The organism is Rhizobium sp. BK379, assembly GCF_014193955.1.
Lineage (GTDB): Bacteria > Pseudomonadota > Alphaproteobacteria > Rhizobiales > Rhizobiaceae > Rhizobium.
Genome location: NZ_JACIAD010000002.1, coordinates 123026 through 147605 on the forward strand (window position 1 = coordinate 123026; position 24580 = coordinate 147605).

At 60.1% G+C, this 24580-nt stretch carries 23 protein-coding genes and 1 tRNA gene; 13 read left to right on the forward strand and 11 right to left on the reverse strand.

What is annotated here, in order from left to right; all coding sequences use genetic code 11:
* Window positions 1-7: 7 nt before the first annotated feature.
* From dapB to FHT93_RS11605, 6 genes are all read right to left on the reverse strand, one after another.
* The gene (gene dapB / locus FHT93_RS11580) at window positions 8-832 is read right to left on the reverse strand and encodes a 4-hydroxy-tetrahydrodipicolinate reductase (protein ID WP_183847686.1); all 825 of its coding nucleotides are present in this window, start codon (window positions 830-832) and stop codon (window positions 8-10) included.
* An 18-nt stretch (window positions 833-850) separates the two neighbouring features.
* Window positions 851-2638, reverse strand: a complete 1788-nt coding sequence (locus FHT93_RS11585) for an ABC transporter ATP-binding protein (RefSeq protein ID WP_018114976.1) — start codon at window positions 2636-2638, stop codon at window positions 851-853.
* Window positions 2639-2731: 93 nt separating this feature from the next.
* Window positions 2732-3748 carry a glucokinase gene (locus FHT93_RS11590; RefSeq protein ID WP_112542807.1) on the reverse strand — a complete coding sequence of 339 codons (1017 nt, stop codon included), beginning with the start codon at window positions 3746-3748 and terminating at the stop codon, window positions 2732-2734.
* A gap of 28 nt (window positions 3749-3776) precedes the next feature.
* Window positions 3777-4157, reverse strand: coding sequence for a methylglyoxal synthase (locus FHT93_RS11595; protein WP_018114974.1), 381 nt, complete (start codon window positions 4155-4157; stop codon window positions 3777-3779).
* Window positions 4158-4251: 94 nt separating this feature from the next.
* Entirely contained in the window at window positions 4252-5346 is a 1095-nt protein-coding gene (gene mepA / locus FHT93_RS11600; RefSeq protein ID WP_183847688.1) for a penicillin-insensitive murein endopeptidase, read from the reverse strand.
* A gap of 111 nt (window positions 5347-5457) precedes the next feature.
* Entirely contained in the window at window positions 5458-6030 is a 573-nt protein-coding gene (locus FHT93_RS11605) for a hydrolase (protein WP_113211194.1), read from the reverse strand.
* 41 nt (window positions 6031-6071) lie between these two features.
* On the opposite strand from FHT93_RS11605, the gene FHT93_RS11610 reads away from it, so the two are divergent.
* The 8 genes from FHT93_RS11610 (at window position 6072) to pncB (ending at window position 15561) form a co-directional block, all read left to right on the forward strand.
* The gene (locus FHT93_RS11610; protein WP_183847690.1) at window positions 6072-6701 is read left to right on the forward strand and encodes a TetR/AcrR family transcriptional regulator; all 630 of its coding nucleotides are present in this window, start codon (window positions 6072-6074) and stop codon (window positions 6699-6701) included.
* A 112-nt stretch (window positions 6702-6813) separates the two neighbouring features.
* The gene (locus tag FHT93_RS11615; protein ID WP_183847692.1) at window positions 6814-8646 is read left to right on the forward strand and encodes an extracellular solute-binding protein; all 1833 of its coding nucleotides are present in this window, start codon (window positions 6814-6816) and stop codon (window positions 8644-8646) included.
* 150 nt (window positions 8647-8796) lie between these two features.
* A complete protein-coding gene (locus FHT93_RS11620) occupies window positions 8797-9885 on the forward strand; it encodes a microcin C ABC transporter permease YejB (protein WP_183847694.1) in 1089 nt (362 codons plus the stop codon).
* Entirely contained in the window at window positions 9885-11033 is a 1149-nt protein-coding gene (locus FHT93_RS11625; RefSeq protein WP_183847696.1) for an ABC transporter permease, read from the forward strand. Before FHT93_RS11620 ends, FHT93_RS11625 begins: the two co-directional genes overlap by 1 nt.
* Complete coding sequence (locus tag FHT93_RS11630; RefSeq protein ID WP_018114967.1) at window positions 11030-12658, forward strand: ABC transporter ATP-binding protein; 1629 nt, start codon at window positions 11030-11032, stop codon at window positions 12656-12658. The genes FHT93_RS11625 and FHT93_RS11630 overlap by 4 nt, the downstream gene beginning before the upstream one ends.
* Before the next feature lie 25 nt (window positions 12659-12683).
* A complete protein-coding gene (locus FHT93_RS11635; RefSeq protein ID WP_183847698.1) occupies window positions 12684-13643 on the forward strand; it encodes a glyoxylate/hydroxypyruvate reductase A in 960 nt (319 codons plus the stop codon).
* A 142-nt stretch (window positions 13644-13785) separates the two neighbouring features.
* Window positions 13786-14079, forward strand: coding sequence for a hypothetical protein (locus FHT93_RS11640; RefSeq protein WP_018114965.1), 294 nt, complete (start codon window positions 13786-13788; stop codon window positions 14077-14079).
* Between the two features lie 177 nt (window positions 14080-14256).
* Window positions 14257-15561: a nicotinate phosphoribosyltransferase gene (gene pncB / locus FHT93_RS11645; protein ID WP_112970153.1), complete on the forward strand. Its 1305-nt coding sequence runs from the start codon at window positions 14257-14259 to the stop codon at window positions 15559-15561.
* Here the strand turns inward: pncB and FHT93_RS11650 are convergent.
* From FHT93_RS11650 to FHT93_RS11670, 5 genes are all read right to left on the reverse strand, one after another.
* On the reverse strand, window positions 15558-16550 hold the full coding sequence (locus FHT93_RS11650) for a DUF72 domain-containing protein (protein ID WP_183847700.1): 993 nt from the start codon (window positions 16548-16550) through the stop codon (window positions 15558-15560). The genes pncB and FHT93_RS11650 overlap by 4 nt on opposite strands.
* Window positions 16551-16629: 79 nt before the next feature.
* Window positions 16630-17121, reverse strand: coding sequence for a hypothetical protein (locus FHT93_RS11655; RefSeq protein ID WP_018114962.1), 492 nt, complete (start codon window positions 17119-17121; stop codon window positions 16630-16632).
* Between the two features lie 420 nt (window positions 17122-17541).
* Window positions 17542-17748, reverse strand: coding sequence for a hypothetical protein (locus FHT93_RS11660; protein ID WP_183847702.1), 207 nt, complete (start codon window positions 17746-17748; stop codon window positions 17542-17544).
* Between the two features lie 222 nt (window positions 17749-17970).
* Complete coding sequence (locus FHT93_RS11665) at window positions 17971-18687, reverse strand: SOS response-associated peptidase (protein WP_183848380.1); 717 nt, start codon at window positions 18685-18687, stop codon at window positions 17971-17973.
* A gap of 268 nt (window positions 18688-18955) precedes the next feature.
* Window positions 18956-19045: transfer RNA gene (locus FHT93_RS11670), tRNA-Ser, on the reverse strand.
* A gap of 227 nt (window positions 19046-19272) precedes the next feature.
* On the opposite strand from FHT93_RS11670, the gene FHT93_RS11675 reads away from it, so the two are divergent.
* The 5 genes from FHT93_RS11675 (at window position 19273) to FHT93_RS11695 (ending at window position 24579) form a co-directional block, all read left to right on the forward strand.
* Entirely contained in the window at window positions 19273-19590 is a 318-nt protein-coding gene (locus FHT93_RS11675) for a hypothetical protein (RefSeq protein WP_112542782.1), read from the forward strand.
* 319 nt (window positions 19591-19909) lie between these two features.
* Entirely contained in the window at window positions 19910-20902 is a 993-nt protein-coding gene (locus tag FHT93_RS11680) for a BMP family ABC transporter substrate-binding protein (protein ID WP_018114958.1), read from the forward strand.
* Between the two features lie 72 nt (window positions 20903-20974).
* A complete protein-coding gene (locus FHT93_RS11685) occupies window positions 20975-22486 on the forward strand; it encodes an ABC transporter ATP-binding protein (protein ID WP_113016258.1) in 1512 nt (503 codons plus the stop codon).
* 7 nt (window positions 22487-22493) lie between these two features.
* Window positions 22494-23597 (forward strand): ABC transporter permease, encoded by a 1104-nt coding sequence (locus FHT93_RS11690; RefSeq protein WP_112542781.1) that lies wholly within the window; start codon window positions 22494-22496, stop codon window positions 23595-23597.
* Between the two features lie 10 nt (window positions 23598-23607).
* The gene (locus tag FHT93_RS11695; RefSeq protein WP_018114955.1) at window positions 23608-24579 is read left to right on the forward strand and encodes an ABC transporter permease; all 972 of its coding nucleotides are present in this window, start codon (window positions 23608-23610) and stop codon (window positions 24577-24579) included.
* Window position 24580 lies beyond the last annotated feature (1 nt).

Below are 24580 nucleotides of genomic sequence, written 5' to 3' on the forward strand. Positions count from 1 at the left end.
GAAATGGTCAATGGGAAGAAAGCCCGAGAACGTCGAGCATGGAATAGAGCCCCGGTTTCTTGTCGCGCGCCCAAAGCGCCGCCTTGATGGCGCCGCGCGCGAAAATCGAACGGTCGGTTGCGCTGTGCGAAAGGGTGACGGTCTCGCCTTCGCCGGCAAAGAGCACCGAATGCTCGCCGATGACGGAGCCACCGCGCAATGTCGCAAAGCCGATCGTACCGGCTTCCCGCGCGCCGGTATGGCCGTCGCGCACGCGTACGGACTTCGCGGCAAGATCGATATTGCGGCCCTTCGCCGCCGCCTTGCCGAGCAGCAATGCCGTGCCGGAGGGTGCGTCGACCTTGCGCTTATGATGCATTTCGAGAACTTCGATGTCCCAGTCGACAGGATCGAGCGCCTGTGCTGCCTGCTGCACGAGAACGCTAAGCAAGTTGACGCCGAGGCTCATATTGCCGGATTTGACAACGCGGGCATGGCGCGAAGCCGCCGCAATCTTCGCATCGTCCTCTTGCGAGCAGCCGGTCGTCCCGACGACATGAACGATGCGGGCCTGCGCGGCGAGACCGGAAAATTCGATGGAGCCGGCAGGTGACGTAAAGTCCAGCACACCCTCGGCATGGAGGAACGCTGCCAGCGGATCGTCGCCGATGATGATGCCGTTGGGACCGAGCCCTGATATTTCCCCGGCATCCTTGCCGATGAAAGGAGAGCCTGGCCGCTCGACCGCTGCATGCAGCGTAACACCATCGATGGAATGGATGAGACGGATGAGCGTCTGCCCCATGCGCCCCGCCGCTCCGACCACAACCAGTTTCATCGCAGCGTCGCTCATGTCAGTCCATCATCCTGATCAGTATGAATCAGAAGCCGAAGGCCTCTGCAGATTGTTGAGGCGAGCGTAAAGACCGTCGCTGACCTTCGCAAGCGTCTCGTGATTGCCTTCTTCCACGACGCGTCCCTGCTGCATCACGATGATCTTGTCGGCGCGCACCACGGTCGAAAGCCGGTGCGCGATGACGACGACCGTGCGGCCGGTCATGGCCTCGTCGAGCGCCTTCTGCACGGCTGCTTCCGATTCCGTATCGAGCGCCGAGGTCGCTTCGTCGAGAAGCAGGATCGGCGCGTTGCGCACCAAGGCACGGGCGATCGAAAGCCGCTGGCGCTGCCCGCCTGACAGTGTCACGCCGTTTTCGCCCACGGGTGTGTCATAACCCTGGGGCTGGGAAACGATGAAGTCATGCGCATAGGCAAGCCGCGCCGCCTTTTCGATCTCTTCATCCGTCGCTTCCGGACGACCGTAGCGAATGTTATCGCGGATCGTGCCTTCGAAGAGATAGGGCTGCTGCGAAACATAGGCGAGCTGCTGGCGCAGCGACTGCTTGGTGACGTGCGCAATATCTTGCCCGTCGATCAGGATCTGGCCTTCCTGCGGATCGTAGAAGCGCGGAATGAGGCTGATGACGGTAGACTTGCCGGCGCCCGACGGGCCGACAAGTGCTGTCGTTTTTCCACCCTCGGCCGTCAGCGTCACCGTGTTCAGCACGCTTTCATTGCCATAGGCAAACGAGACGTTTCGCAGCTCGATCTTCGCTTCGGTCACGACAAGTGGCTTTGCATCCGGTAATTCGCGCTGACGCGGTTCCATGTCGAGCAGTTCGTAGATCATTCGGGCGTTGACGACGGCGCGCTCCATCTGAACCTGCAGGCGGGCAAGGCGACGGGCCGGATCATAGGCGAGCAGCAGCGCCGTGACGAAGGAGAAGAAGGCACCCGGCGGTACGCCCTGGTAGATCGAGCGGTAGGCCGCATAGGCAAGCACGCTCGCGACGGCGAATCCGGCAAAGCTCTCCGTCAGCGGCGAGGTGCGTTCGGAAAGCCGCGCTATGCGGTTTGCCCGGCCTTCGGCCGCCGAAATCAACTTGTTGACCTTGTTTTCAAGTGCGTCTTCCATCGTGAAGGCCTTGACGATGGAAATACCTTGAATCGTCTCCTGCATGGCGCCGAGAACATGGCTGTTGAGGTTGACTGCCTCGCGGGTTGCCGAGCGAAGACGCTTGGAAACATAACGCAGCGCATAAAGCAGTGGCGGTGCCAGAATGAAAACGGCAAGGCTCAGCAACGGGTCCTGAACGACCATGACGCCGATCAGGGCGACGAAAGTCAGGAGGTCACGGACCGTCGAGGTTATGGTCAGGTTCAAAACGTCGCGGATGCCGGTGACGTTCTGGCTCACCTGGGCGGCGATATGCGCCGAACGAGCCTCGTTGTAGTAGCCGACGGAGAGCGTCATCAGATGCGAATAGATCCGCCGCTGGTAGCGCGCGACGATATCGTTACCGATCCGCGATAGCGCGACACCCTGCCCGTAGCTCGCAAAACCGCGCAGCATGAAGGCGATAAAAATGGAAAGACAGATGATCCAGACAACGTCCGCACGCCTGTTGGCGAAGGCCTCGTCGATGATCGCCCGCATGATCCAGGCGGTGAAAGCCGTCGAAAGCGCCACAACGATCAGGCAGGCAATCGCGAAGACATAGCCCCAGAGATGGTCCCGGCCGTTTTCCGCAATAATGCGTTTCAGGATGCCGGTCACGGTATCGCTGTTGGCGTGTGGTTGTCTGCTGTCGGCGGCTTCCAAAAAAGATTTCCTGTCTCAGGATCGCATGCCTTGAGCGCGGCACGCATATTCGCGGGCTCTATAAAGAGTCGAAGAAGCTTTGGCTAGACAGGGTCAGGCCCGCCAGCGCCTCCCATCCGTCGAAAGGCCGAAGTTTCCTGGCATGCGCGCATAGGAAGAAAGCCCGGCAAGAGCAGCCAGCGGATGCGTGACGACATAGGTCGGGATCGTCCGCAGCAGCGCCGAATGCGGTGCCTTGTCTTCGAAAGCGGCCCGGAATTCCGGCATTTTCAGTGCCGGAAGGATCTTTTGCGAGATGCCGCCCGAGAGATAGACACCGCCGCGGGCCATGAAAAGCAGCGCCATGTCGCCCGCCACGCGGCCGAGATAGGTGGCAAACAGCGAGACGGTTTCGACCGCGACCTTGTCGCTGCCGGCAAGCGCATGCGACGTGATGTCCGCCGGGTCGCTCATGGTCGGCCCCACACCGTCGGCCGCGCAGATGGCGCGGTAAAGATTGACGATGCCGCGTCCGCAGAGGATCTGCTCGGCCGAAATGCGGCCTTCGATGGTCTCGACATGCGGGAAGATTTCATAGTCGCGCTTGCTGCGCGGCCCGAGATCGACATGCCCGCCTTCGCCCGGAACCGGAATCCACGTCGACTGGGTATGGACGAGGCCACCGACACCGAGGCCCGTGCCCGGTCCGAGAACGACGCGGGAGGCGACCATGTCACCAGAGGCATTGCCGATACGTTCGCGATTATCGTCCGAGAGTGCCGCGATCGCCAGGGCCTGCGCTTCAAAGTCGTTAACGACGAGCACGTCGACGAGCCCGAGGCCCTCTATCATCCTCTTTGGGCGGACCACCCAGGGGCAGTTGGTCAGCGGGATTTCATCGGCCTTGATCGGGCCGGCAACGGCGAGGATTGCTGCACGCGGCTGCACGGAGGTCTTGTCGAGCACGCCCTTCTGGATCGCCTCGTCGATCGTCGGATAGTCGGCGGTGCGCACATTGGGAAACTGCTTCGGCTCCGCATAGGCATCCGTCAGAATGGAGAAGCGGGCATTCGTGCCACCGATGTCACCGATCAGGATCGGAAAGGGCAAGGGAGTAGAGGATGCAGTCATGGCCGGTTCCGTGCTGTAGCCCGAGGGATCAGGCGTTGAGGGTAGGGAGAAGCTTTTCGGCTGTCGACCCGTTGAGCGCCATCGGAATGTCGTACACGATCGCAAGCCGCATCAGCGCCTTTACATCGACATCATGCGGCATCGGCGTCAGCGGGTCCACGAAGAAGATCAGGGCGCTGACCTCGCCGGTGGAAATCAGTGCACCGATCTGCTGGTCGCCGCCGAGCGGGCCGCTTTGCAGCCGGGTCACGTGAAGGTCGGGTGCGGCATCGAGCACACGCCCGCCGGTCGTGCCGGTAGCGACGATTTTCCATTGGGCGAGGAGATCTCTGTTTCGGCGGGCAAATTCCGCCATGTCGTCCTTCTTCTGGTCATGCGCAATCAATGCTAGGCACTTGCTGCCGGCCATGGTCGGACCCTCCGCGCGAGAATTCAATCGATTTGGCCGCTTCTACACCAGGCGTTTGTGATTTGAAAGACAGCCGCCCGCCAGCCCGTTCAGCCTATTGCACCATCGGCTTGTCGTTCGGAACCGGGCCGACGGAAGGAAGCGCGCTGCCGGTATCGACAGGTGGTGCCGCCGCCGGGGCCGCCGTCAGTGCACTCGCCGCGGAGGGACCACCATAGGTCCCGGCTTCCGTGGAGGCGATGGACGGGGCATTGACAACGGCCGAGCAAGCCTTCGGCAGGTCGGAGACCATGACCTCACGCGGCGGCTTCGGCGGCTTTGCACTCGGCTTCGGCGCCGCCCACGGCTCTTTCGTAAACCACCAGGCCAGCGACTTGTCGCAGCCATCCCCGGCCGCCACCGGCGCCTGCCCCGTACAGCCCTTGTCGCCCGGCGGGCATTTCATGCGGATGTGGAAATGCGAATCGTGCCCGTATTCGGGCCTGAGCTTGCCGAGATTGGTGCGGTCGCCGGTCCAGGTGTCGCACATCTTCTTCTTGATCGCCGGGTTGACGAAGATGCGCTGGACTTGCGGATAGCTTGCCGCCAGCATCAGAAGTTCTGCCCGCTGCTCGCTCCACACTTTCGGGTCGACGGTCAGGAACTTGTCTTTCTGCAGCATGGTGGTGAAGGGCAGGTCTTCCCGCTGTTCGTAGGTCAGGCGTTGGGCGGGCATGGGTGTAAACCAGACATCGGCATCGAGGCCGATCTGGTGCGAGGCGTGACCGTTGAACATCGGCCCGCCGCGCGGCTGAGCTATATCGCCGACGAGGATACCGGGCCAGCCGATCTTGGCCCGCGCATCCTGCGAGAACTTTTCCAGAAGTGAGATCATCGCGGGATTGCCCCAGCGCCGGTTGCGCGAAAGGCGCATCGCCTGCCAGGTCGGCCCGTCGGCCGGCAGCGCCTCCGCACCGGTCATGCAGCCTTTGGCGTAGAAACCGATCGGCTGCGCCGGCCCCTGCGTCGGCAATTTCACCGCGCCGAAGATGGCCTTGGCGCTGCCGGGGCTTGGCGTCTTCTGCTGTGCGCCGACATCGCCGGCGACAAGGCTTGCGCCGATTGCGCCGGCAAGCGTCAGCTTGCCAAACGTCCTGAAGTCAAAGGCCAATTTGCCGAGTGTCCTGAAAGTCTGGGCCTTGAAAGCCATGCCGTTCCCTTGCCGCATTTACCAAAGTGATTTGCGATCGAATCTATCGTGAAAAGCAATTTTGGTGAATCGATGTTTTGGCCGGCGGGACGAGGACGGATCGCCGCATCGTCAGTTATTGGTCAAGACCTCGGCCGTTTTGCGCACGCGCGAAAGGCGCGGCAAGATGCGCTCGCAGGACAGTGAATGCATCTCGGCGGTGAAGGTGCTCATCGCATCCTCGACGGCGATGACAGCGTAATTATGGGCATAGGCATCGCGGATCGTCGCCTCGACGCCGAAATTCGTGGCGATGCCCGTCAGGATCACAGTCCCGATGCCGCGGCGGCGAAGCTGGAGATCCAGCTCCGTGCCGTAGAAGGCGCTCCACTGATGCTTGACGATATGGATGTCGGCTGCGAGCGCAGCGATTTCCGCCGGTGCTTCAAGCGCGGCCGCCGGAAGGCCACCTTCGGGGAAAACCGCCGGCTCGTCCACCGGCTGGTTGACAGCATCGGCATAGTCCGGGGAGAATCCGACAGTGACGAGTATCACCGTTCCGCCTTCGGACTTCAGCTTGGTAGCGATGGCGGCGGTATTCTCGATCACCTGCCGGGCCGAATGAGGGGCGAGTTGCCGGCTGACGATAAAGCCTTGCAGGTCGATGGAAATGAGTGCGGTGGTCTTGGGATCGTAGAGGGACATGGGAAGTCTCCGTGGTGAAGAAATATGAGGATATCCTCACAATGACAAATACGAGAATAGCCTCACAAAAATCAAGCCCGGAACCACAAACCCGTGTGCCGAAGCGCCAGCGCGGGCATGAGCGCGTCGCCGTGCTGCTCGAGGCAGCAGCGAGGGTCTTTCTCGAAAAGGGCTATGACGCCGCGACCATGACGGAGATTGCAGCGGCAGCGAATTCGTCGATCGGCTCGCTCTATCAGTTCTTTCCGACCAAACTTCTGCTTGCCGAGGCGCTGCATATCGATCGCCTGCAGCGTCTGAATAGCGGGCTCGCAGACCTCGCTGAGAAGACCCGGGGGAAGGGTGCTGCCGATATCGGTGACGCCATCTTCACGCGGTTTGGCCGCTTCATCGAGGATTATCAGGAATTTCCGGTTCTTGCCGCGCGGCGCGACGTTCCCAAGGAGCGTAAGGCGAAATCGCGCGCGGAGCTTCGCACCAGCATCACCGCACTCCTGAAGAATGCCGAACCGTCGGTCGAGCGCGATGTGGATCTACTGGGCGCTCTCGTCCTGGAGCTTTTGCGCATCGTTGTCGCCGCCGCCAACGACCCCGACGGCTCGGGCGATCCGCGCCTCGTCGGGGAGCTGCGACGCATGCTTCGCAAGCGTCTCGAAGAAGTGACGCCCTGATCTCCAATGATAAGGTCAAAATTTCGCGAGCCTGGTAAAAAACAAACTCTTTCCTGTTTTTCGCCTGCATTTCTCGTATTGTCGGCGAAAGCTAATAACAGGGGAAGAATGAATGGCGGCTTCGTGGTCGAAAATCGGTGTTCTGGTAGCATTGGTTGGTGCGCTTGCGCCTGTGACTGTAGCGGCTCAGGACCAGCAGTTCCAAATCGGCAGCTCGGTCATCAGCGAAATGAAGTACAAGCCGGGCTTTACTCGTTTCGACTATGTCAATCCCGATGCCCCGAAAGGCGGCGACCTGCGCCTGTCTTCTAGCGGCACTTTCGATACCTTCAATCCTTTGCTGGCCAAAGGCCAGACAGCGGTAGGCTTGTCGCTGGTTTACGATACCCTGCTGAAGCCCGCCGATGATGAACTCCTCGTCTCCTATGGCCTGCTTGCTGAGGGCCTCTCCTATCCATCCGACGTCTCGAGCGCGACCTTTCGCCTTCGCAAGGAAGCGAAATGGTCTGATGGCCAGCCGGTCACGCCCGAAGACGTCGTTTTCAGCTTCGACAAGACCAAGGAGCTGAACCCGCTTGCCGGAAACTACTACCATCACGTGGTCAAGGCCGAGAAGACGGGCGAGCGGGACGTTACATTCACCTTCGACGAGAAGAACAATCGCGAGCTTCCAAACATTCTCGGCCAACTGGTGATCGTGCCGAAACACTGGTGGGAAGCACCGGGACCGGATGGCAAGCCGCGAGACATTTCTAAGACCACGCTGGAGCCCGTCATGGGTTCGGGGCCGTACAAGATTGCCGCCTTCTCGGCTGGTGCGACGATCCGCTACGAATTGCGGGATGACTATTGGGGCAAAGACCTCAATGTGAATGTCGGTCAGAACAATTTCCGCAACATTCTCTACACCTATTATGGCGATCGGGACGTCGAGTTCGAAGCGTTTCGGGCGGGCAACAGCGATTACTGGCAGGAGACTTTTGCTGCGCGCTGGGCAACAGGGTATGATTTCCCCGCCGTAAAGGAAGGGCGCATCAAGAAGGAAGAAGTCACCAATCCCCTGCGTTCCACCGGCATCATGCAGGCGCTCGTGCCGAATATGCGGCGAGACATCTTCAAGGACGAGCGGGTGCGCGAGGCGTTGAACTACGGTTTCGATTTCGAGGAATTGAACCGCACCGTCGCCTTCAACAGCTACAAGCGCATCGACAGCTACTTCTGGAATACCGATCTTGCCTCATCCGGCCTTCCGCAGGGCAGGGAACTTGAAATTCTTCAGGGCTTGAAGGATCAAGTTCCCGCGGACATCTTCACGACCCCCTACAGCAATCCCGTCGGCGGGGATCCGCAGAAGAGCCGTGACAACCTTCGCAAGGCGATCTCTCTTCTGAAGGAAGCCGGCTGGGAGCTGAAGGGCAATCGCATGGTCAATGCCAAGAGCGGCCAGCCGATGAGTTTTGAGATATTGTTGTCGAGTCCCGTGCTTGAGCGCTGGGCGGTGCCCTATGCCACCAATCTGAAGAAGATCGGCATCGATGCGCGGGTCCGCACGGTCGATGCCGCGCAATATACCAACCGCGCGCGCAGCTTCGACTACGATATGATCTGGAATGTCTGGGCTCAGACCGTGAACCCAGGCAACGAGCAGGCCGACTACTGGGGATCGGGTTCCGCCAATCAGCAGGGCTCGCGCAACTATGCCGGCATCGCCAATCCGGCCATCGATGCGCTCGTTCGCATGATTATTTTTGCTCCCAATCGAGATGAGCAGGTTGCCGCCATCAAGGCCATGGACCGCGTGCTGCTCGCCAATCACTACGTCATTCCGCTGTTCTACCGCGACGCCTATTCGATTGCTTATTGGAACACGGTGACGCGTCCGGCAGAGTTTCCGGCATACAGCCTCGGCTTCCCCGATGCCTGGTGGTCCACTTCGGCGAAATGAGCAGACTTGCAATGCGAAGAGGCCTGCGCTCCAAATGGCATCGGCGAATCATGAAACGGCCGGCACATGCCGGCAAGGGAAGGCTGGCAGATTGAACGGCAATAGACTGGATGGCGTGCAGGCGAAGATATCCCCCGAGGCTCGAGACTGATGGGGGGCTATATCCTTCGCCGCCTGCTCCTGATGATCCCGACGATCGTAGGCATCATGGCAATTTCCTTCATCGTCGTGCAGTTCGCCCCCGGCGGTCCGGTCGAGCAAGTGATCTCCCAGTTGACTGGCCAGGCCGACAGCGCCGACCAGCGCCTGTCCGGCGGCGGCGACCTCCTTGGCGGCGGTGGCGGCGACGAAGGCTCGAAATATCGCGGCGCTCAAGGGCTGGATCCAGAGCTCATCGCCAAGCTGGAAAAACAGTTCGGTTTCGACAAGCCGCCACTGACCCGCTTCGGCGAAATGATGTGGAATTACATCCGCTTCGATTTCGGCGAGAGCTTCTTCCGCAATACGACCGTGCTCAATCTCATCAAGGAGAAGCTGCCGGTCTCGATCTCGCTCGGCATCTGGATCCTGATCTTTTCCTACGCCATCTCCATTCCGCTCGGCATTCGCAAGGCGGTCAAGGACGGCTCCTCCTTCGATGTCTGGACGTCAGGCGTCATCATCGTCGGTTATGCCGTGCCGAGTTTCCTCTTCGGCATCCTGCTGATCGTGCTGTTTGCCGGCGGTTCCTTCTATGACTGGTTCCCGCTGCGCGGCCTGGTATCCGATAATTTTGACCAGCTTGCCTGGTGGCAGAAGCCGCTCGATTATTTCTGGCACCTCACGCTGCCGCTGATCTCGCTGGCGCTGGCATCCTTCGCCACCACGACGCTTCTGACCAAGAATTCCTTCATCGACGAGATCAAGAAGCAATATGTCATCACCGCGCGCGCCAAGGGCTTGAACGAGCGGCAGGTGCTTTACGGCCATGTTTTCCGCAATGCCATGCTGATCGTCATCGCAAGCTTCCCGAGTGCCTTCATCTCCGCCTTCTTCACCGGCTCGCTCCTGATCGAGAACATCTTCTCCCTCGATGGCCTTGGTCGCCTCGGTTATCTCTCGGTCGTCAACCGCGATTACCCGATCGTCTTTGCGACGCTCTATATCTTTTCGCTGCTCGGCCTCTTCGTCGGCCTGATCTCGGACCTGATCTATACCTGGATCGATCCGCGCATCGATTTCGAGCGGAGGGACGTCTGATGGATGTCGCCGCAAACCCCACGACGTCAGCGCCCGTCCGCCCGCCCCGCAAAGGCCTGCTCTCGCCCACCAACATCAGGCGCTGGAACAACTTCAAGGCCAACAAGCGCGGCTACTGGTCGCTCTGGCTTTTTCTCGTCCTCTTCGTGCTCAGTTTGCTTGCCGAGTTCATCGCCAATGACAGGCCGATTATCGCCTCCTACAAGGGCGAGATCCTTTTCCCCGTCATCGTCAATTATCCGGAGGAGAAGTTCGGCGGCTTCCTGGCTGAGACGGACTACCGTTCCTCCGTCATCTCGGATGAGATCGATGCCAATGGCTGGATGATCTGGCCGCCGATCCGCTATTCCTATCAGTCGGTCAATTCCAATATTCCGCATTCGGCCCCGACCCCGCCCTTCTGGTTGATGTCGAAGGAGGAGCGCTGCTCGGCCTATCCGCAGGGCATCAACGATCCCGGCTGCAGGCTCGGCAATCTCAACTGGCTCGGCACGGATGATCAGGCGCGCGACGTTCTGGCCCGTGTCATCTACGGTTTCCGCATTTCCGTTCTCTTCGGCCTCGTGCTCACCATCTGCTCAGCCGTCATCGGTGTGACGGCCGGCGCCATCCAGGGCTATTTCGGCGGCTGGACGGACCTGTTTTTCCAGCGTTTCATCGAGATCTGGTCCTCGATGCCGGTGCTCTACATCCTGCTGATCATCGCCGCCATCCTGCCGCCCGGCTTCTTCGTGCTGCTCGGCATCATGCTGCTCTTCTCCTGGGTGGGCTTCGTCGGCGTCGTGCGCGCCGAGTTCCTGCGCGCCCGCAATTTCGAGTATGTCCGGGCTGCAAGGGCGCTCGGTGTCAACAACCGCACCATCATGTGGCGGCATATGCTGCCGAATGCGATGGTCGCTACCCTGACCTTCCTGCCCTTCATCTTGTCCGGCTCGATCACCACGCTGACCTCGCTTGACTTCCTGGGCTTCGGCATGCCGCCGGGCTCTCCCTCGCTCGGCGAGCTGATCGCCCAGGGCAAGGCCAATCTCCAGGCGCCATGGCTCGGCCTGACGGCCTTCTTCACCATGTCGATCATGCTCTCGCTGCTGATCTTCATCGGCGAAGCGGTGCGCGATGCCTTCGATCCGAGAAAGACGTTCCAATGAGTGAAGCGCTGCTCTCCGTCCGCGATCTCTCTGTCGCCTTCCATCAGGGCGGCGAAACCTCGCTTGCCGTCGACCGCATCTCCTTCGATATCGGCAAGGGCGAGGTTGTCGCGCTGGTCGGTGAATCCGGTTCCGGCAAGTCGGTCTCGGCCAATTCAGTGCTGCGGCTTCTGCCCTATCCCTCGGCAAGCCATCCGGGCGGCGAGATCTTCTTCAAGGGCAAGGACCTCTTGAAGGCCTCTGATCGCGAAATGCGCGAGGTGCGCGGCAACGACATCACCATGATCTTCCAGGAGCCGATGACATCGCTCAATCCGCTCCACACGATCGAAAAGCAGATTGCCGAAATCCTAGCGCTGCATCAGGGCATGACCGGGCAGGGAGCACGCACCCGCGTGCTGGAACTCTTGAACCAGGTCGGCATCCGTGAGCCGGAAAAACGCCTGAAAGCCTATCCGCATGAACTCTCGGGCGGCCAGCGCCAGCGTGTGATGATCGCTATGGCGCTCGCCAATCGGCCGGAATTGCTGATCGCCGACGAACCGACCACCGCCCTCGACGTCACGGTCCAGGCGCAGATCCTCGAGCTCCTGCGCAAGCTGAAGGGCGAGCACGGCATGTCCATGCTCTTCATCACCCATGACCTCGGCATTGTGCGTAAATTTGCCGACCGCGTCTGCGTCATGACCAAGGGCAAGATCGTCGAGACGGGACCGGTGGAAGAGGTCTTCACCAATCCGCAGCACGAATACACCCGCCACCTGCTCGCCTCTGAACCGCGCGGCGAACCGCCGCTGACCGACGCCTCCAAGCCTGTTGTGATGGAAGGCAATGACATCAAGGTCTGGTTCCCGATCAAGGCCGGCTTCATGCGCAAGGTGGTCGATCACGTGAAGGCCGTCGATGGCATAGACCTGACGCTCCGGGCCGGGCAGACGCTCGGCGTCGTCGGCGAATCCGGCTCCGGCAAGACCACGCTCGGCCTGGCGCTCACGCGTCTCATCTCCTCGAAGGGGCGCATTTCCTTTGTCGGAAAAGATATAGCGAGCTATTCATTCACGGACATGCGGCCGCTGCGCAACCAGCTTCAGGTCGTCTTCCAGGATCCCTATGGTTCGCTGAGCCCGCGCATGTCCGTCGGCGATATCGTTGCCGAAGGCCTGAAAGTGCATGAGCGTTCGCTGTCATCAGAAGAGCGCGACCAGCGCGTCTGCTGGGCGCTCGAAGAAGTCGGCCTCGATCCGCTCACCCGCTGGCGCTTCCCGCATGAATTCTCCGGCGGCCAGCGTCAGCGCATCGCCATTGCCCGCGCCATGGTGCTGAAGCCACGCTTCGTCATGCTCGACGAGCCGACCTCGGCGCTCGACATGAGCGTGCAGGCACAGGTCGTGGACCTCTTGCGCGACCTGCAGAAGAAGCATGATCTCGCCTATCTCTTCATCAGCCACGACCTGAAGGTGGTGAAAGCGCTTGCCAATGATGTCATCGTCATGCGGTTCGGCAAGGTGGTGGAGCAGGGGCCGTCAGCGGATATCTTCCAGGCGCCGAAGGATGACTATACCAAGGCATTGATGGCCGCCGCCTTTAATATCGAGGCGGTGCCGACATCAGCCGTTCAGCAGTAAAAGACGGGCAGCAGTAAAGAAGATCATGTCAGCAAGACCTCCCATCCTCGTCGATCTCAAGTTCGATCCTGAGACCGTTGCCCGCATCCTGAAGACCGCCTTTGCCGATCGCGGCAGCATCAATTCAGCCGATCCGGCCAGCAAGGAACTCGACCTGACCGGCGTCGATTATGCGCTGCTCTGGAAGCCGGATGCCGATATCTTTATACGGGCGCCGAACCTGAAGGTGTTGTTCTCCGGCGGCGCTGGGGTCGATAGCATCCTCTCCATTCCCGATCTGCCCGACATCCCGATCGTCCGCTTCGCCGATCGCAGCCTGACGACCCGCATGAGCGAATGGGTGGTCATGCAGTGCCTCATGCATCTGCGCCTGCAGCGCGCGCATGACCGGGACCAGCGCGACCGTGTCTGGGGCAAGCTCGTCCCGCCGGAAGCCGCCGAAATTACCGTCGGCGTCATGGGTCTCGGCATTCTCGGCCAGGACGCGGTCGCCAAGCTGAGGGTCATGGGCTTCAATGTCATCGGCTGGTCACGCTCGAAGAAGGAAGTTGAAGGCATCGAAACCTTCCACGGCCCGCAGTTCGATACCTTCCTGTCGAAGACCGATATCGTCGTCGGCCTGCTGCCGCTGACGCCTGAGACATCAGGCCTCTACAACAAGGCCTTCTTCGCCAAGCTCCGCCAGGGCGGCGCGCTCGGCAAACCGGTCTTCATCAATGCGGGCCGCGGCAAGAGCCAGGTCCAGGGCGATATCGTAGCGGCGATTGAGGGCGGTGTGCTCGGCGGTGCCTCGCTCGACGTCTTCGAGGTCGAGCCGCTGCCGGCGGACGATCCACTCTGGCATCTGGACAATGTCTTCGTCACCCCGCACGACGCCGCGATCTCCGAAGAGAACGCGCTTTTCCGCCATGTCGAAACCCAGATCGCCCGTTTCGAACGTGGCGAGGCGCTGCAATTCGTCGTCGATCGTAAATCTGGGTACTAAGCATGTCGCACAAAAGTGTGCCGCGGTTTTGCGATAACGACATGCTCTAAAGAGTCCTTCTCGGAACCATACTACGCTGCTCCTCGTTTCATTCCGGAAGCTCCGCAGGCCTTTGTCTACGGATTACCGCAAGGAGACGATCATGACGCATACGGAAACGCGTTGGGAAAAGTCCGATCAAAAGCTTCATGCCGAAGAGCAGATTTCGCCTGTCAAGGCCAAGCAGGGCCGCACCGGCTATCGCATCCTGACCGTACTGGTCGCTGCACTGGTGCTGGCTTTCCTTGTCTGGATTCCCGTGGAGATCTGGGGTCAGAAGGAGGCCGATGATGTCGCCCCGCAGCAGCCAGGTCAGCAGATGCAGTCTCAGGTTCCGGCGGCTCCGCCTCAGAATGCCGGCACAGCGCCGGCCCAGCCCGCTGCACCCGCACAATAACGAGCTGATATCAAACGTTTAAACCACGCCCCGCAGCAACAATGGCTGCTGGGTGTCGCTGTTGTTTTTTCTGGACTTTGTTTATCGATTTTTCGATAAGAAGGCGCACGAGCCGGTTTCGTGCGTTGGCCGCGAGACGGTCGCGCCTGACCGGATTGACGGACAGGCAGGAGCTTCATGGCCAGGACCGATATCGCAAGACGCGTCTACAATCACACCTGGAAACTCGATCCGATCGTCCGCAGTCTGATCGATACGGACTTCTACAAGCTTCTGATGCTGCAGATGATCTGGAAGCTCTATCCAGATGTGAACGCCTCCTTCACCCTCATCAACCGCACCAAGCGCGTACGTCTCGCCGAACAGATCGACGAGGGTGAGTTGCGCGAGCAGCTTGATCATGCGCGCACGCTGAAGCTCGCCAAGAAGGAGATGATCTGGCTCGCCGGTAATAGCTTCTATGGCCGCGCCCAGATCTTCGAGCCGGAATTCCTTGCCTGGCTCTCCAATTTCCAGCTGCCGGAATACGAACTCTCCAAGAGGGACGGGCAATATGTGCTGGATTTCCATGGGTCGTGGAAGGAAACGACCATGTGGGAAATCCCGGCCCTTGCCATCATCAACGAGATGCGCTCGCGCGCTGCCATGAAGGCGATGGGCCCCTTCACGCTCGATGTTCTCTATGCCCGCGCCAAAGCCAAGATGTGGGCCAAGGTGGAGAAGCTCCGTGAACTACCGGGCCTGCGCATTTCCGATTTCGGTACCCGCCGCCGCCACAGCTTCCTCTGGCAGCGTTGGTGCGTCGAAGCGCTGAAGGAAGGCATCGGCCCGGCCTTTACCGGCACCAGCAATGTATTGCTGGCTATGGATTCCGATCTCGAGGCCGTCGGCACCAATGCCCACGAGCTGCCGATGGTGGCCGCAGCCCTTGCCGAGACCGACGAGCAGCTCAAGAACGCGCCCTACAAGGTACTGCGCGACTGGAACAAGCTCTATGGTGGCAACCTGCTGATCGTGCTGCCGGATGCCTTCGGAACCGCCGCCTTCCTGCGCGACGCGCCGGAATGGGTGGCCGACTGGACCGGCTTCCGCCCGGATAGCGCTCCGCCGGTCGAAGGCGGCGAAAAGATCATCGACTGGTGGAAGAAGATGGGCCGCGACCCGCGCCAGAAGCTCCTGATCTTCTCCGATGGCCTTGATGTTGATGCGATCATCGATACCTACAAGCATTTCGAAGGCCGCGTGCGCATGAGCTTCGGCTGGGGCACGAACCTGACGAATGACTTCGCCGGCTGCGCACCGAACGACAGTTCCGACTTCCTGCCGATTTCGATCGTCTGCAAGGTGAGCGACGCCAATGGCCGCCCCGCCGTCAAGCTTTCGGACAATCCTCAGAAGGCGACCGGCGAGCCTGCCGAAGTCGAGCGCTATCTGAAGTTCTTCGGCACCGAGGACCGCACCGATCAGGCCGTGCTGGTCTAAATCGTCGACCGCAGCGCCGGCCAGTGCCGGCGCGGCTCCTCGACCACCGTCCTGCCGCTACGGCGTTCTGGCTTGACGACAAGACCATCATCCGGCGGCCGGGCGACGCCGAGCTTGTCGGCGAGTGAACGGGCATCGGCCGGCGCGCGTACCTTCACGTCGTTGTCGAAATAGACATAGACATCGCGCCCGCTCGCCGAGCGTTTCAGCGGCGGCTTGATGCGGTCGGCATCATCTGGCTCCATTCCATGCGTCCACGCATCGATGCGCCGGGCCCAGCGATCAAGCGCCTCACCGCTATAACCGCTGACGTAAAGCTGCTCCGATCCGTGCAGGCGGCAATAGATGAAATCCGCCGTCACATCCATCAGCAGCGGCCATTCCACCGTATCGGCCACGACCAGCCCGACCTTGTACTTGCGCAGCAGTTCGATGAATTCGGGTGCGCGGAAACTGTCGTGGCGGATTTCCAGCGCATGGCGCATCGGCTGCCTCGTCTCGCTCTTTGTCCAGGCGCGGCCGCCAAGCCGCTCGTCATGCCGCTTCGCGATATCGGCCGCGGCATCCGTATCCTCAGGCAGTAACGCCAGAAAACTTGCGAAGAGATCGGCATCGAATGTCAGGCCTGGCGGAAATTGCCAGAGGATCGGCCCGAGTTTCGGGCCCAGTCGCATGAGGCCGGAGGCGAGGAAATTGGCAAGCGGCGTTTCGATGTCGCGCAGGCGTTTGAGATGGGTGATGTAGCGCGAGCCCTTGACCGAAAAGACGAAACCATCGGGTGTTTCATCGCGCCAGCGGGCAAAAACATCCGGCTTCTGCAGCCCGTAAAATGTGCCGTTGATCTCGATGGAGGGAAATTGCCGCGAGGCATAGGCAAGCTCGCTCTTCCCAGCCAATCCCTTGGGATAGAAGACACCGCGCCAGGGCGCATAGGTCCATCCCGATATGCCGATGCGGATCGTGCCTGTTTTTGCCCTTGTTTTTGTCATGCAAAGGGAACTGTGCCCGTGCGCTCTTGTTCCCGAATGAAGAAAGGCGCCGCCTTGCCGGCAGCGCCTCGTCTCAAAATCAGCCGGCAGGCTTCAGCGAGCTGATGATGGCGATCAGCTCGTCGTCATGAGCGTCCTGCTTGCCCTTGGTGCCCCAATAGGTGATCAGGAGCAGCTTGCCCTCAGAAGGCGAAAGGACGGCGACGCCGATATTGACCGGGCCTTCCTTGTCACTGCCGTCCCAGTCGAAGGTTTTCATCTTCATGCCGTTGATTTCGGCTTCGGATTCCTTCTGGGTCTTCTCCTCGATGGCGACGCCGTTCTTCTGCAGGAAGGCGAAGGCCTCGTCGATGATCTTGTCGCTGGTCTTTTCATCGGCAACGTCGATTGAAAGATAGATCGCCGAATCCTCGGACTGGGCATCGATGCCCGTCTCCGTCTCCTTCGGCCCCCAGTTGTCGGGAATGGTCACGGTCGCGACCGGATCGTCGCTCGGAAATTCCAGCGTTTCCGCCTGGGCAATCACAGGCAGGAATGCCGCAAAGGCTGCGGCAATGATGAGCTTCTTCATGGTAGGTCCCCGCATGGTCGCGTCCCGGCGGGCAGCAGCCCTTGCCGCCCCTCTCGCTCCGGATCGCGCCACATAGGATCGTTACCGGCTTTTGCTTTGCCAAGCCTTACCGATCGCGGGTCACAAAGCGCCCAATATTTAAACGCGCAGTCCATTTTTGGTGTCTTCAAGCAAAGACATTGCGAAGGCGACCGCGCTAGGTCGCACGGAGGCCTTCTTCGGGATGGATGTCCACCGCGGCAGCCAATCGCATCCTGGTGCTGGGGCTTTCAACTACCGCCGCGCATAGGACGCATAACTGGCACAAGATTGCCCATGCGCGGTGTGGGAAATGTCAGATTGTGACATGACAGGCATTGATCTGACATACGCTATAGAGCAGTTGAAAACTGCGGCACCCTATGCAGCAGATAAGATTATCTACTTCGACAGCCAGCTTTCGAAATAGTGGCGGACAGCCGCACCCGCGCCGAAATGATCGGTCGTATCCAGCCTCGCAACTGCGCCGCGCACGACATCCGCCATAACGGATGCAGGCAGGATGCCGGACTTGACCATGGTTTGAAACAGTTCCTCCACCAGGATGATCGTTCCGATCGCTTCGTCTTCAGCCTTGAAATCCGCCATTGCTGGTCTCCCCTCTGTGTCGTTGGCAATGAGAATGTGGACCAACCTATCGCGTTAGAGTCGAGTTGTGGAGAAGCCCACGAATTTCGTCGCGCCGCCGAACTTGGCCGGCGGGATGTGCAGGCGGATATCATCGTTGATGGGGCAGGGAGAAGTTCGGACATCGACACCTCGCGCAATTAAGCCGCGCCTCAACAATGCTGAGATTTGTTTCGCCGCCGACTATAGAAAAGACGGCTCTGGATCAGGGTCGATCTCCTCGATGATATCGGGCTGGTCATTCCTTGGATTGCCGACGTTGGGTCCGATCGGCCACATGGTCATCAGATCGCTTGGAAACTGCGTCATCAAATCATGCGGCGGCGGCACGTCGGATAGCCAGCGCTGATAGTCCTTTTCATGCAGGATAACAGGCATACGGTCGTGGATAGTCGACATCATTTCGTTGGCGGCGCAGGTGAGGATGGTAAAAGTCCGAACCTGCAAATCGGTTTTTGGATCGCGCCACCTCTCCCAGAGGCCGGCGAGAGCAAAAGGCTGTCCGCTCTTCATCGCGATTGCATAGGCCTGCTTCTTCTTTCCCGAAGGTTCGAGTTTTTTCCATTCAAAATACCCGTCGATCGGCACGAGGCAGCGGCTGCTCTGGTACGCATTCCGGAACATTGGCTTGTCGGCAACTTCTTCGCATTTTGCGTTGACCGGCGTAGGCATCCCGGCTTTCCACCAGGCCGGCTTCAGCCCCCATTGCGCCGGTGCGAAGTTGGCGCCCATGTTGTTGTTCCGGTCAACATCCATGATGATGATAGGGTAATCCAGGCTCGGAGCGCCGTTGTAGCGCGGAAACTGGTTTGCCATGCCGAGCGCACCTTCTCTGCCGGCAAAGGCAAAAGCCTGCATCAGCGTGACCAGATCGGATTTGACGAAAACTCTCCCGCACATGCTTTTCCCTCCGCTCTGAGCTCGGCCCTGCTTTGCGCTGATCGGACACGGTTGCGGCCAATCAACGGAACATAAAGAGAACACATTAGGCGAAGCTAAAGAACCGTCAAGGATTTGTTTGCAGGAAAAATGTTGGCGTTAACGCGGCTGCAGAGTTTGTGCGTTTGAAGCGACGAGGCGAAGCCATTGCGTTGATGGGATCAATTCCGGGGTCACCACAACCGGGAATCAGAAAAGGATAAGGGAATACAGGTATTTAGATGAAAAATGGCGGACAAGGTGGGATTCGAACCCACGGTACGCTTTCACGTACACACGCGTTCCAGGCGTGCGCCTTAAACCACTCGGCCACCTGTCCTTTTTGGGCGTTCGCGCCTTGGAGAGGAGCAAATCGTCGGAACGGCGCGATATATACCCAAGAATTTTTGCCGATCAACCCAAATCTAACAGTTTTTTGACTTCTTCCGATAAAACTGCGCGCATGCCGTCCATTGCGCTGTGTCTGCTCCGAGCCTATCTCTAGGTTTGAGTGGAGATTGGCGCGGCTCGCCGGACATCAAGGCACACCCGTCATCGGAGGATTTGATGCGTTTCTTGTTGCGTCTTGCCAGCCTGTTTGCGCTGGCAGTTGCGGTCATTGCCGGAACCATCGATTCCATTCAGTCCGTTGCATCCTCGCAAGTGCTCATGACCCCGATGTCGGATGCGTGGCAGGATGTCAGCCCCTCGACGCTTACCGCGCTCCAGTCTTCCGTTTCCTATTATGTCCATCCGCGTTTCTACGCTTTCATCTTCCAGTGGCTCATGTTGCAGCCGGCCTTTGCCGTGTTTCTGGTGCTGTCGCTCATCCTGTGGATGATTGGCTACAAGAAGCCGCCGGTGGCCGGCCGCTTTACCGCATAGCTGAAGAGCTGGAGGGTGTGAAAAAGTGCAATCGGCAGTTCCCGAAATGGCGGGATGATGGGCCCGATGCCGCCAGGCCACTGGTTAGAAGATCCGCATTTTAGCGGTCGATTTGCCCAGAATTCAGGACCTGTGGATTGATTTTCGGCAATAATGGCAAATCTTTACCAACCGAAAAATTTCTCGTGAATTTTTTGTGGAGCCATGCAAGGATGCACGCAGCCAGGCCTCCGGGGGGAGGTCGGTGGTTCCGCAGACATGCCTGAAAAAGGCTTGCGGGAGGACCCCAAACAAATAGCAACAACAGGGCTGCAAACTCATGAAAAAATCCCTTCTCACCCTCCTTGCCGTGGCAGCGATGTCGACGACGGCGCTTGCCGCCGACATCAAGCCGGCTCTCGTTTACGGCACCGGCGGGAAGTTCGATAAGTCCTTCAACGAAGCTGCTTTCAACGGTGCTGAAAAGTTCAAGAAGGAAACCGGCATCGCCTACCGCGATTTCGAGCCGACCGGCGACACTCAGGGCGAGCAGGCCATCCGCAACTTCGCAAGCCGCGGCTTCAACCCGGTTGTTGCCGTTTCCTTCGCCTGGACCTCGGCTGTTGAGAAGGTTGCCGCTGAATTCCCGGACACCAAGTTCATCATCGTCGACTCCGTCGTCGACAAGCCGAACGTCCGCTCCGTCCTCTACAAGGAAGAGGAAGGCTCCTATCTCGTCGGCGTTCTCGCTGGCATGGCGTCCAAGACCGGCAAGGTCGGCTTCGTCGGCGGCATGGACATTCCGCTGATCCGCAAGTTCGAATGTGGCTACGAGCAGGGTGCACGCGCCGCCAAGGCCGACATCGAAGTCTTCCAGAACATGACCGGCACGACCGGTGCAGCCTGGAACGACCCGGTTCGCGGCGGCGAGCTCACCAAGAACCAGATCGACCAGGGTGCTGACGTCGTTTACGCGGCAGCCGGTGCCACCGGTCTCGGCGTTCTGCAGACGGCAGCCGACAACAAGAAACTGTCGATCGGCGTCGATTCCAACCAGAACCACCTGCATCCGGGTTCCGTTCTGACCTCGATGGTCAAGCGCGTCGACCTCGCCGTCTACAACGCCTATAATGACACCAAGAACGACAAGTTCACGGCCGGTGTCCAGTCTCTCGGCGTCAAGGAAGACGGCGTTGCCGCCGCCATGGACGACAACAACAAGCCGTTGATCACGCCGGAGATGCAGGCTGCCGTCGACAAGGCCAAGGCCGACATCATTGCTGGCACCGTCAAGGTTCACGATTACACCACGGACAATGCCTGCCCGAAGTGAGTCGTAACTGAGATCGGGCGTATGGCGGACAAGGATTTTCGCCATACGCCCTTTTCTTATTTGGAGCCTGCTGTGACAGACCAGCCTGCTATCGAACTTGTCGGCATCGACAAGAAATTTGGCGCCGTTCACGCCAACAAGGACATCAACCTGACCGTCGCCAAGGGCTCGATCCATGGCATTATCGGGGAAAACGGCGCTGGCAAATCGACCCTGATGTCCATCATCTACGGTTTTTACCAGGCCGATAGCGGCGAGATCCGCGTCAACGGCCAGCCCATCACCATCAAGGATAGCCAGGCAGCGATCGCCGCCGGCATCGGCATGGTGCACCAGCACTTCATGCTGGTCGACAATTTCACCGTGCTCGAAAACATCATGCTCGGCGCCGAAGGCGGCGCGCTGCTGGCAAGGGGCGTTGCTTCCGCGCGCGCCGAGCTCAAGCGGCTGGAGACCGAATACGGCCTGGAGGTCAACCCTGACGCGCTGATCGAGCAGCTTCCGGTCGGCCTGCAGCAGCGTGTGGAAATCCTCAAGGCCATGTATCGCGGCGCCGAGATCCTGATCCTCGATGAGCCGACGGGCGTGCTGACACCAGCCGAGGCCGATCACCTGTTCCGCATTCTCGGCGTGCTGCGCGACGAGGGCAAGACCGTTGTCCTCATCACCCACAAGCTGCGCGAGATCATGGCGATCACCGACACCGTCTCCGTCATGCGCCGCGGCGAGATGGTCGCCACCCGCAAGACCAGCGAGACCACGGTCGAAGAGCTCGCCGAACTCATGGTCGGCCGCCGCGTGCTGCTGCGGGTCCAGAAGGGCGAGGCAAAGCCCGCTGATGTCTTGCTGTCCGTCCGCAACCTGACGGTCAAGGACAACAGGGGCGTGACGATGGTCGACAACGTCTCCTTCGATGTCCGCGCCGGCGAGATCGTCGGCATTGCCGGTGTCGCCGGCAATGGTCAGTCGGAACTGCTGGAGGCGATCGCGGGTATCCGCAAGCCGGCATCCGGCGAAATCCTGCTCGACGGCCAGCCGATCGACAAGGCCGATCCGGCCCGCCTTCGCGAACTCGGCCTCGCGCATATTCCTGAAGACCGCCACCACATGGGCCTGGTGCTGAAATTCGAGGAATATGAAAATGCCGTACTCGGCTATCACCACCGTCCCGAATACAGCCGCGGCCCGCTGCTCGATCTCGACGCCATCCGCAAGGATGCGATGGAAAAGATCGAGAAATACGACATCCGCCCGCCGAACCCGCGCCTGAAGACGGCGAATTTTTCCGGCGGCAACCAGCAGAAGATTGTCGTCGCCCGCGAGATCGAGCGCGATCCGAAGATGCTGATTATCGGCCAGCCGACCCGTGGCGTCGATATCGGCGCCATCGAATTCATCCATCGCCGGATCATCGAGATGCGCGATGCGGGCAAGGCCATTCTGCTCGTCTCCGTCGAGCTCGACGAAATCCGCGCCCTTTCAGACCGTATCCTTGTCATGTTTGCCGGCCACGTCGTCGGCGAGAAGACGCCCGATGCCGGTGAACAGACCCTCGGCCTGATGATGGCCGGCATTGCCGCGTGAGGCCTCGATGAGCACTGCTTCCGTAACACTACCGAGATGGATCAATTACGGTCTGATCCCTCTTTTGAACCTGGTCGTTGCCTTCCTGATCTCCGGCTTCGTCGTCTGGCTGATCGGCGAAAGCCCCCTGGCTGCCCTCTCGCTGCTCATCGAAGGCGCCTTCGGCAGCGGTGAAGGCATTGGCTTCACGCTCTATTACGCGACCAGTTTCATTTTCACCGGCCTTTCCGTTGCCGTCGCCATTCATGCCGGCCTCTTCAACATCGGCTCGGAAGGCCAGGCCTATGTCGGCGGGCTTGGCTGTGCGCTGGTGGCGCTGGCGCTCGACAATTATGTACCCTGGTATGTGACGATGCCGATCGCCGTTATCGGAGCCGGTCTCTTCGGGGCAGCCTGGGCTTTCATTCCCGCCTTCCTGCAGGCCAAGCGCGGCAGCCACATCGTCATCACGACGATCATGTTCAACTATATCGCCGCAGCCCTTATGGTCTATCTGCTGGTGCATGTGCTGATCGTGCCGGGCAAGATGGCGCCGGAAACCCGCACCTTCCTCGAGGGTGGGCAGCTTCCGAAGCTCGGCTGGGTCATGACCATGTTCGGTTCCAAGCTCGGTGCGGCCCCGTTCAACGTCTCCTTCATCATCGCGCTGTTTGCCGCGTGGTTCGTCTGGGTGCTGGTCTGGCGCAGTAAGCTCGGCTTCGATATGCGCACGCTGGGCGTCAGCCCGACAGCCGCCGCCTATGCCGGCACGCCCCATGCGCGCACCATCATCATCGCCATGCTGCTGTCAGGCGCGCTCGCCGGCATGATGGCGCTCAATCCGGTCATGGGCTCGTCGGCCCGTCTGCAGGTGGAGTTCGTCGGTGGCGCCGGCTTCGTCGGCATCGCCGTGTCGCTGATGGGACGAAACCATCCGCTCGGCATCATCTTCGCAGCGATCCTTTTCGGCGTGCTCTATCAGGGCGGCGACTGGATCTCCTTCGAAATGCCCAACATCACCCGCGAGATGATCCTCGTCATCCAGGGTCTGGTGATCCTGTTTGCCGGTGCGCTGGAATACATGTTCCGCCCGGCAATGGTGCGCATCTACCAGCAGTTCAAGCGAGCCTAGGGAGCGGACGATGGAATATTATGAAATTTTCATCAGCGTTCTGAGTTCGACGATCCGGCTTTCCATTCCGCTGATCTTTACCGCACTCGCCGGCCTGTTTTCCGAACGCGCCGGCATCTTCGATATCGGCCTCGAAGGCAAGATGCTGGGCTCGGCCTTCGCCGCCGCCTGTGTGGCCTATCTCACTGGCTCGGCCTGGGCAGGCTTGGGCGCCGGTGTGGTCTGCTCGGTGGCGCTCAGCCTCGTGCATGGCTTTGCCTCGATCACCAATCGCGGCAACCAGATCATCTCGGGCGTGGCCATCAACTTCTTCATCGCCGGTATCACCATCGTGCTCGGCCAGGCCTGGTTCGGCCAGGGCGGCCGCACGCCACAGCTCGCGCCCGACGCCCGCTTCGCACCGATCATTCTGCCGGGTGCCGATGCTATCAGGGACGTGCCACTCATTGGCCCGCTCTATGCCGGCGTGATCTCCGGCAACAATATCCTGACCTATCTCGCTTTCCTCGCCGTACCCTTCTCCTGGTGGGTCCTCTACCGCACGCGTTTCGGCTTGCGTCTTCGTGCTGTCGGCGAAAATCCGGGTGCGGTGGATACGGCTGGTATTTCGGTAACCTGGCTGCGTTACCGCGCCGTCATGTGCGCCGGCATCCTCTGCGGCTTCTCCGGCACCTATCTGGCGATCGCCCAATCGGCGGCCTTCATCAAGGACATGTCGGCGGGCAAGGGCTATATCGCGCTTGCCGCTCTCGTCTTCGCCAAGTGGAGGCCGGTGCCGGTCATGTTCGCCTGCCTGCTCTTCGGTTTCCTCGATGCGCTGGCAAATTTCATGCAGGGCAAACAGGTGCCGCTGATCGGCGAGGTACCGGTACAGGTTTTCCAGGCCCTGCCCTATATCCTGACCTGTGTTCTGCTCGCCGGCTTCATCGGCGTTGCAATTCCGCCGAAGGCCGGCGGCGTGCCCTATACGAAGGAGCGTTGAT

Bases quoted from the DNA above. Each gene is read 5' to 3' on its own strand.
- FHT93_RS11655 (WP_018114962.1), bottom strand. From the start codon at position 17,121: ATGAAGAAGCTCATCATTGCCGCAGCCTTTGCGGCATTCCTGCCTGTG.
- FHT93_RS11680 (WP_018114958.1), top strand. From the start codon at position 19,910: ATGAAAAAATCCCTTCTCACCCTCCTTGCCGTGGCAGCGATGTCGACG.
- FHT93_RS11635 (WP_183847698.1), top strand. From the start codon at position 12,684: ATGTCAGCAAGACCTCCCATCCTCGTCGATCTCAAGTTCGATCCTGAG.
- dapB (WP_183847686.1), bottom strand. From the start codon at position 832: ATGAGCGACGCTGCGATGAAACTGGTTGTGGTCGGAGCGGCGGGGCGC.
- FHT93_RS11650 (WP_183847700.1), bottom strand. From the start codon at position 16,550: ATGACAAAAACAAGGGCAAAAACAGGCACGATCCGCATCGGCATATCG.
- FHT93_RS11690 (WP_112542781.1), top strand. From the start codon at position 22,494: ATGAGCACTGCTTCCGTAACACTACCGAGATGGATCAATTACGGTCTG.
- pncB (WP_112970153.1), top strand. From the start codon at position 14,257: ATGGCCAGGACCGATATCGCAAGACGCGTCTACAATCACACCTGGAAA.
- mepA (WP_183847688.1), bottom strand. From the start codon at position 5,346: ATGGCTTTCAAGGCCCAGACTTTCAGGACACTCGGCAAATTGGCCTTT.
- FHT93_RS11625 (WP_183847696.1), top strand. From the start codon at position 9,885: ATGGATGTCGCCGCAAACCCCACGACGTCAGCGCCCGTCCGCCCGCCC.
- FHT93_RS11695 (WP_018114955.1), top strand. From the start codon at position 23,608: ATGGAATATTATGAAATTTTCATCAGCGTTCTGAGTTCGACGATCCGG.
- FHT93_RS11640 (WP_018114965.1), top strand. From the start codon at position 13,786: ATGACGCATACGGAAACGCGTTGGGAAAAGTCCGATCAAAAGCTTCAT.
- FHT93_RS11630 (WP_018114967.1), top strand. From the start codon at position 11,030: ATGAGTGAAGCGCTGCTCTCCGTCCGCGATCTCTCTGTCGCCTTCCAT.
- FHT93_RS11605 (WP_113211194.1), bottom strand. From the start codon at position 6,030: ATGTCCCTCTACGATCCCAAGACCACCGCACTCATTTCCATCGACCTG.
- FHT93_RS11665 (WP_183848380.1), bottom strand. From the start codon at position 18,687: ATGTGCGGGAGAGTTTTCGTCAAATCCGATCTGGTCACGCTGATGCAG.
- FHT93_RS11660 (WP_183847702.1), bottom strand. From the start codon at position 17,748: ATGGCGGATTTCAAGGCTGAAGACGAAGCGATCGGAACGATCATCCTG.
- FHT93_RS11615 (WP_183847692.1), top strand. From the start codon at position 6,814: ATGGCGGCTTCGTGGTCGAAAATCGGTGTTCTGGTAGCATTGGTTGGT.
- FHT93_RS11610 (WP_183847690.1), top strand. From the start codon at position 6,072: ATGACAAATACGAGAATAGCCTCACAAAAATCAAGCCCGGAACCACAA.
- FHT93_RS11595 (WP_018114974.1), bottom strand. From the start codon at position 4,157: ATGGCCGGCAGCAAGTGCCTAGCATTGATTGCGCATGACCAGAAGAAG.
- FHT93_RS11675 (WP_112542782.1), top strand. From the start codon at position 19,273: ATGCGTTTCTTGTTGCGTCTTGCCAGCCTGTTTGCGCTGGCAGTTGCG.
- FHT93_RS11620 (WP_183847694.1), top strand. From the start codon at position 8,797: ATGGGGGGCTATATCCTTCGCCGCCTGCTCCTGATGATCCCGACGATC.
- FHT93_RS11590 (WP_112542807.1), bottom strand. From the start codon at position 3,748: ATGACTGCATCCTCTACTCCCTTGCCCTTTCCGATCCTGATCGGTGAC.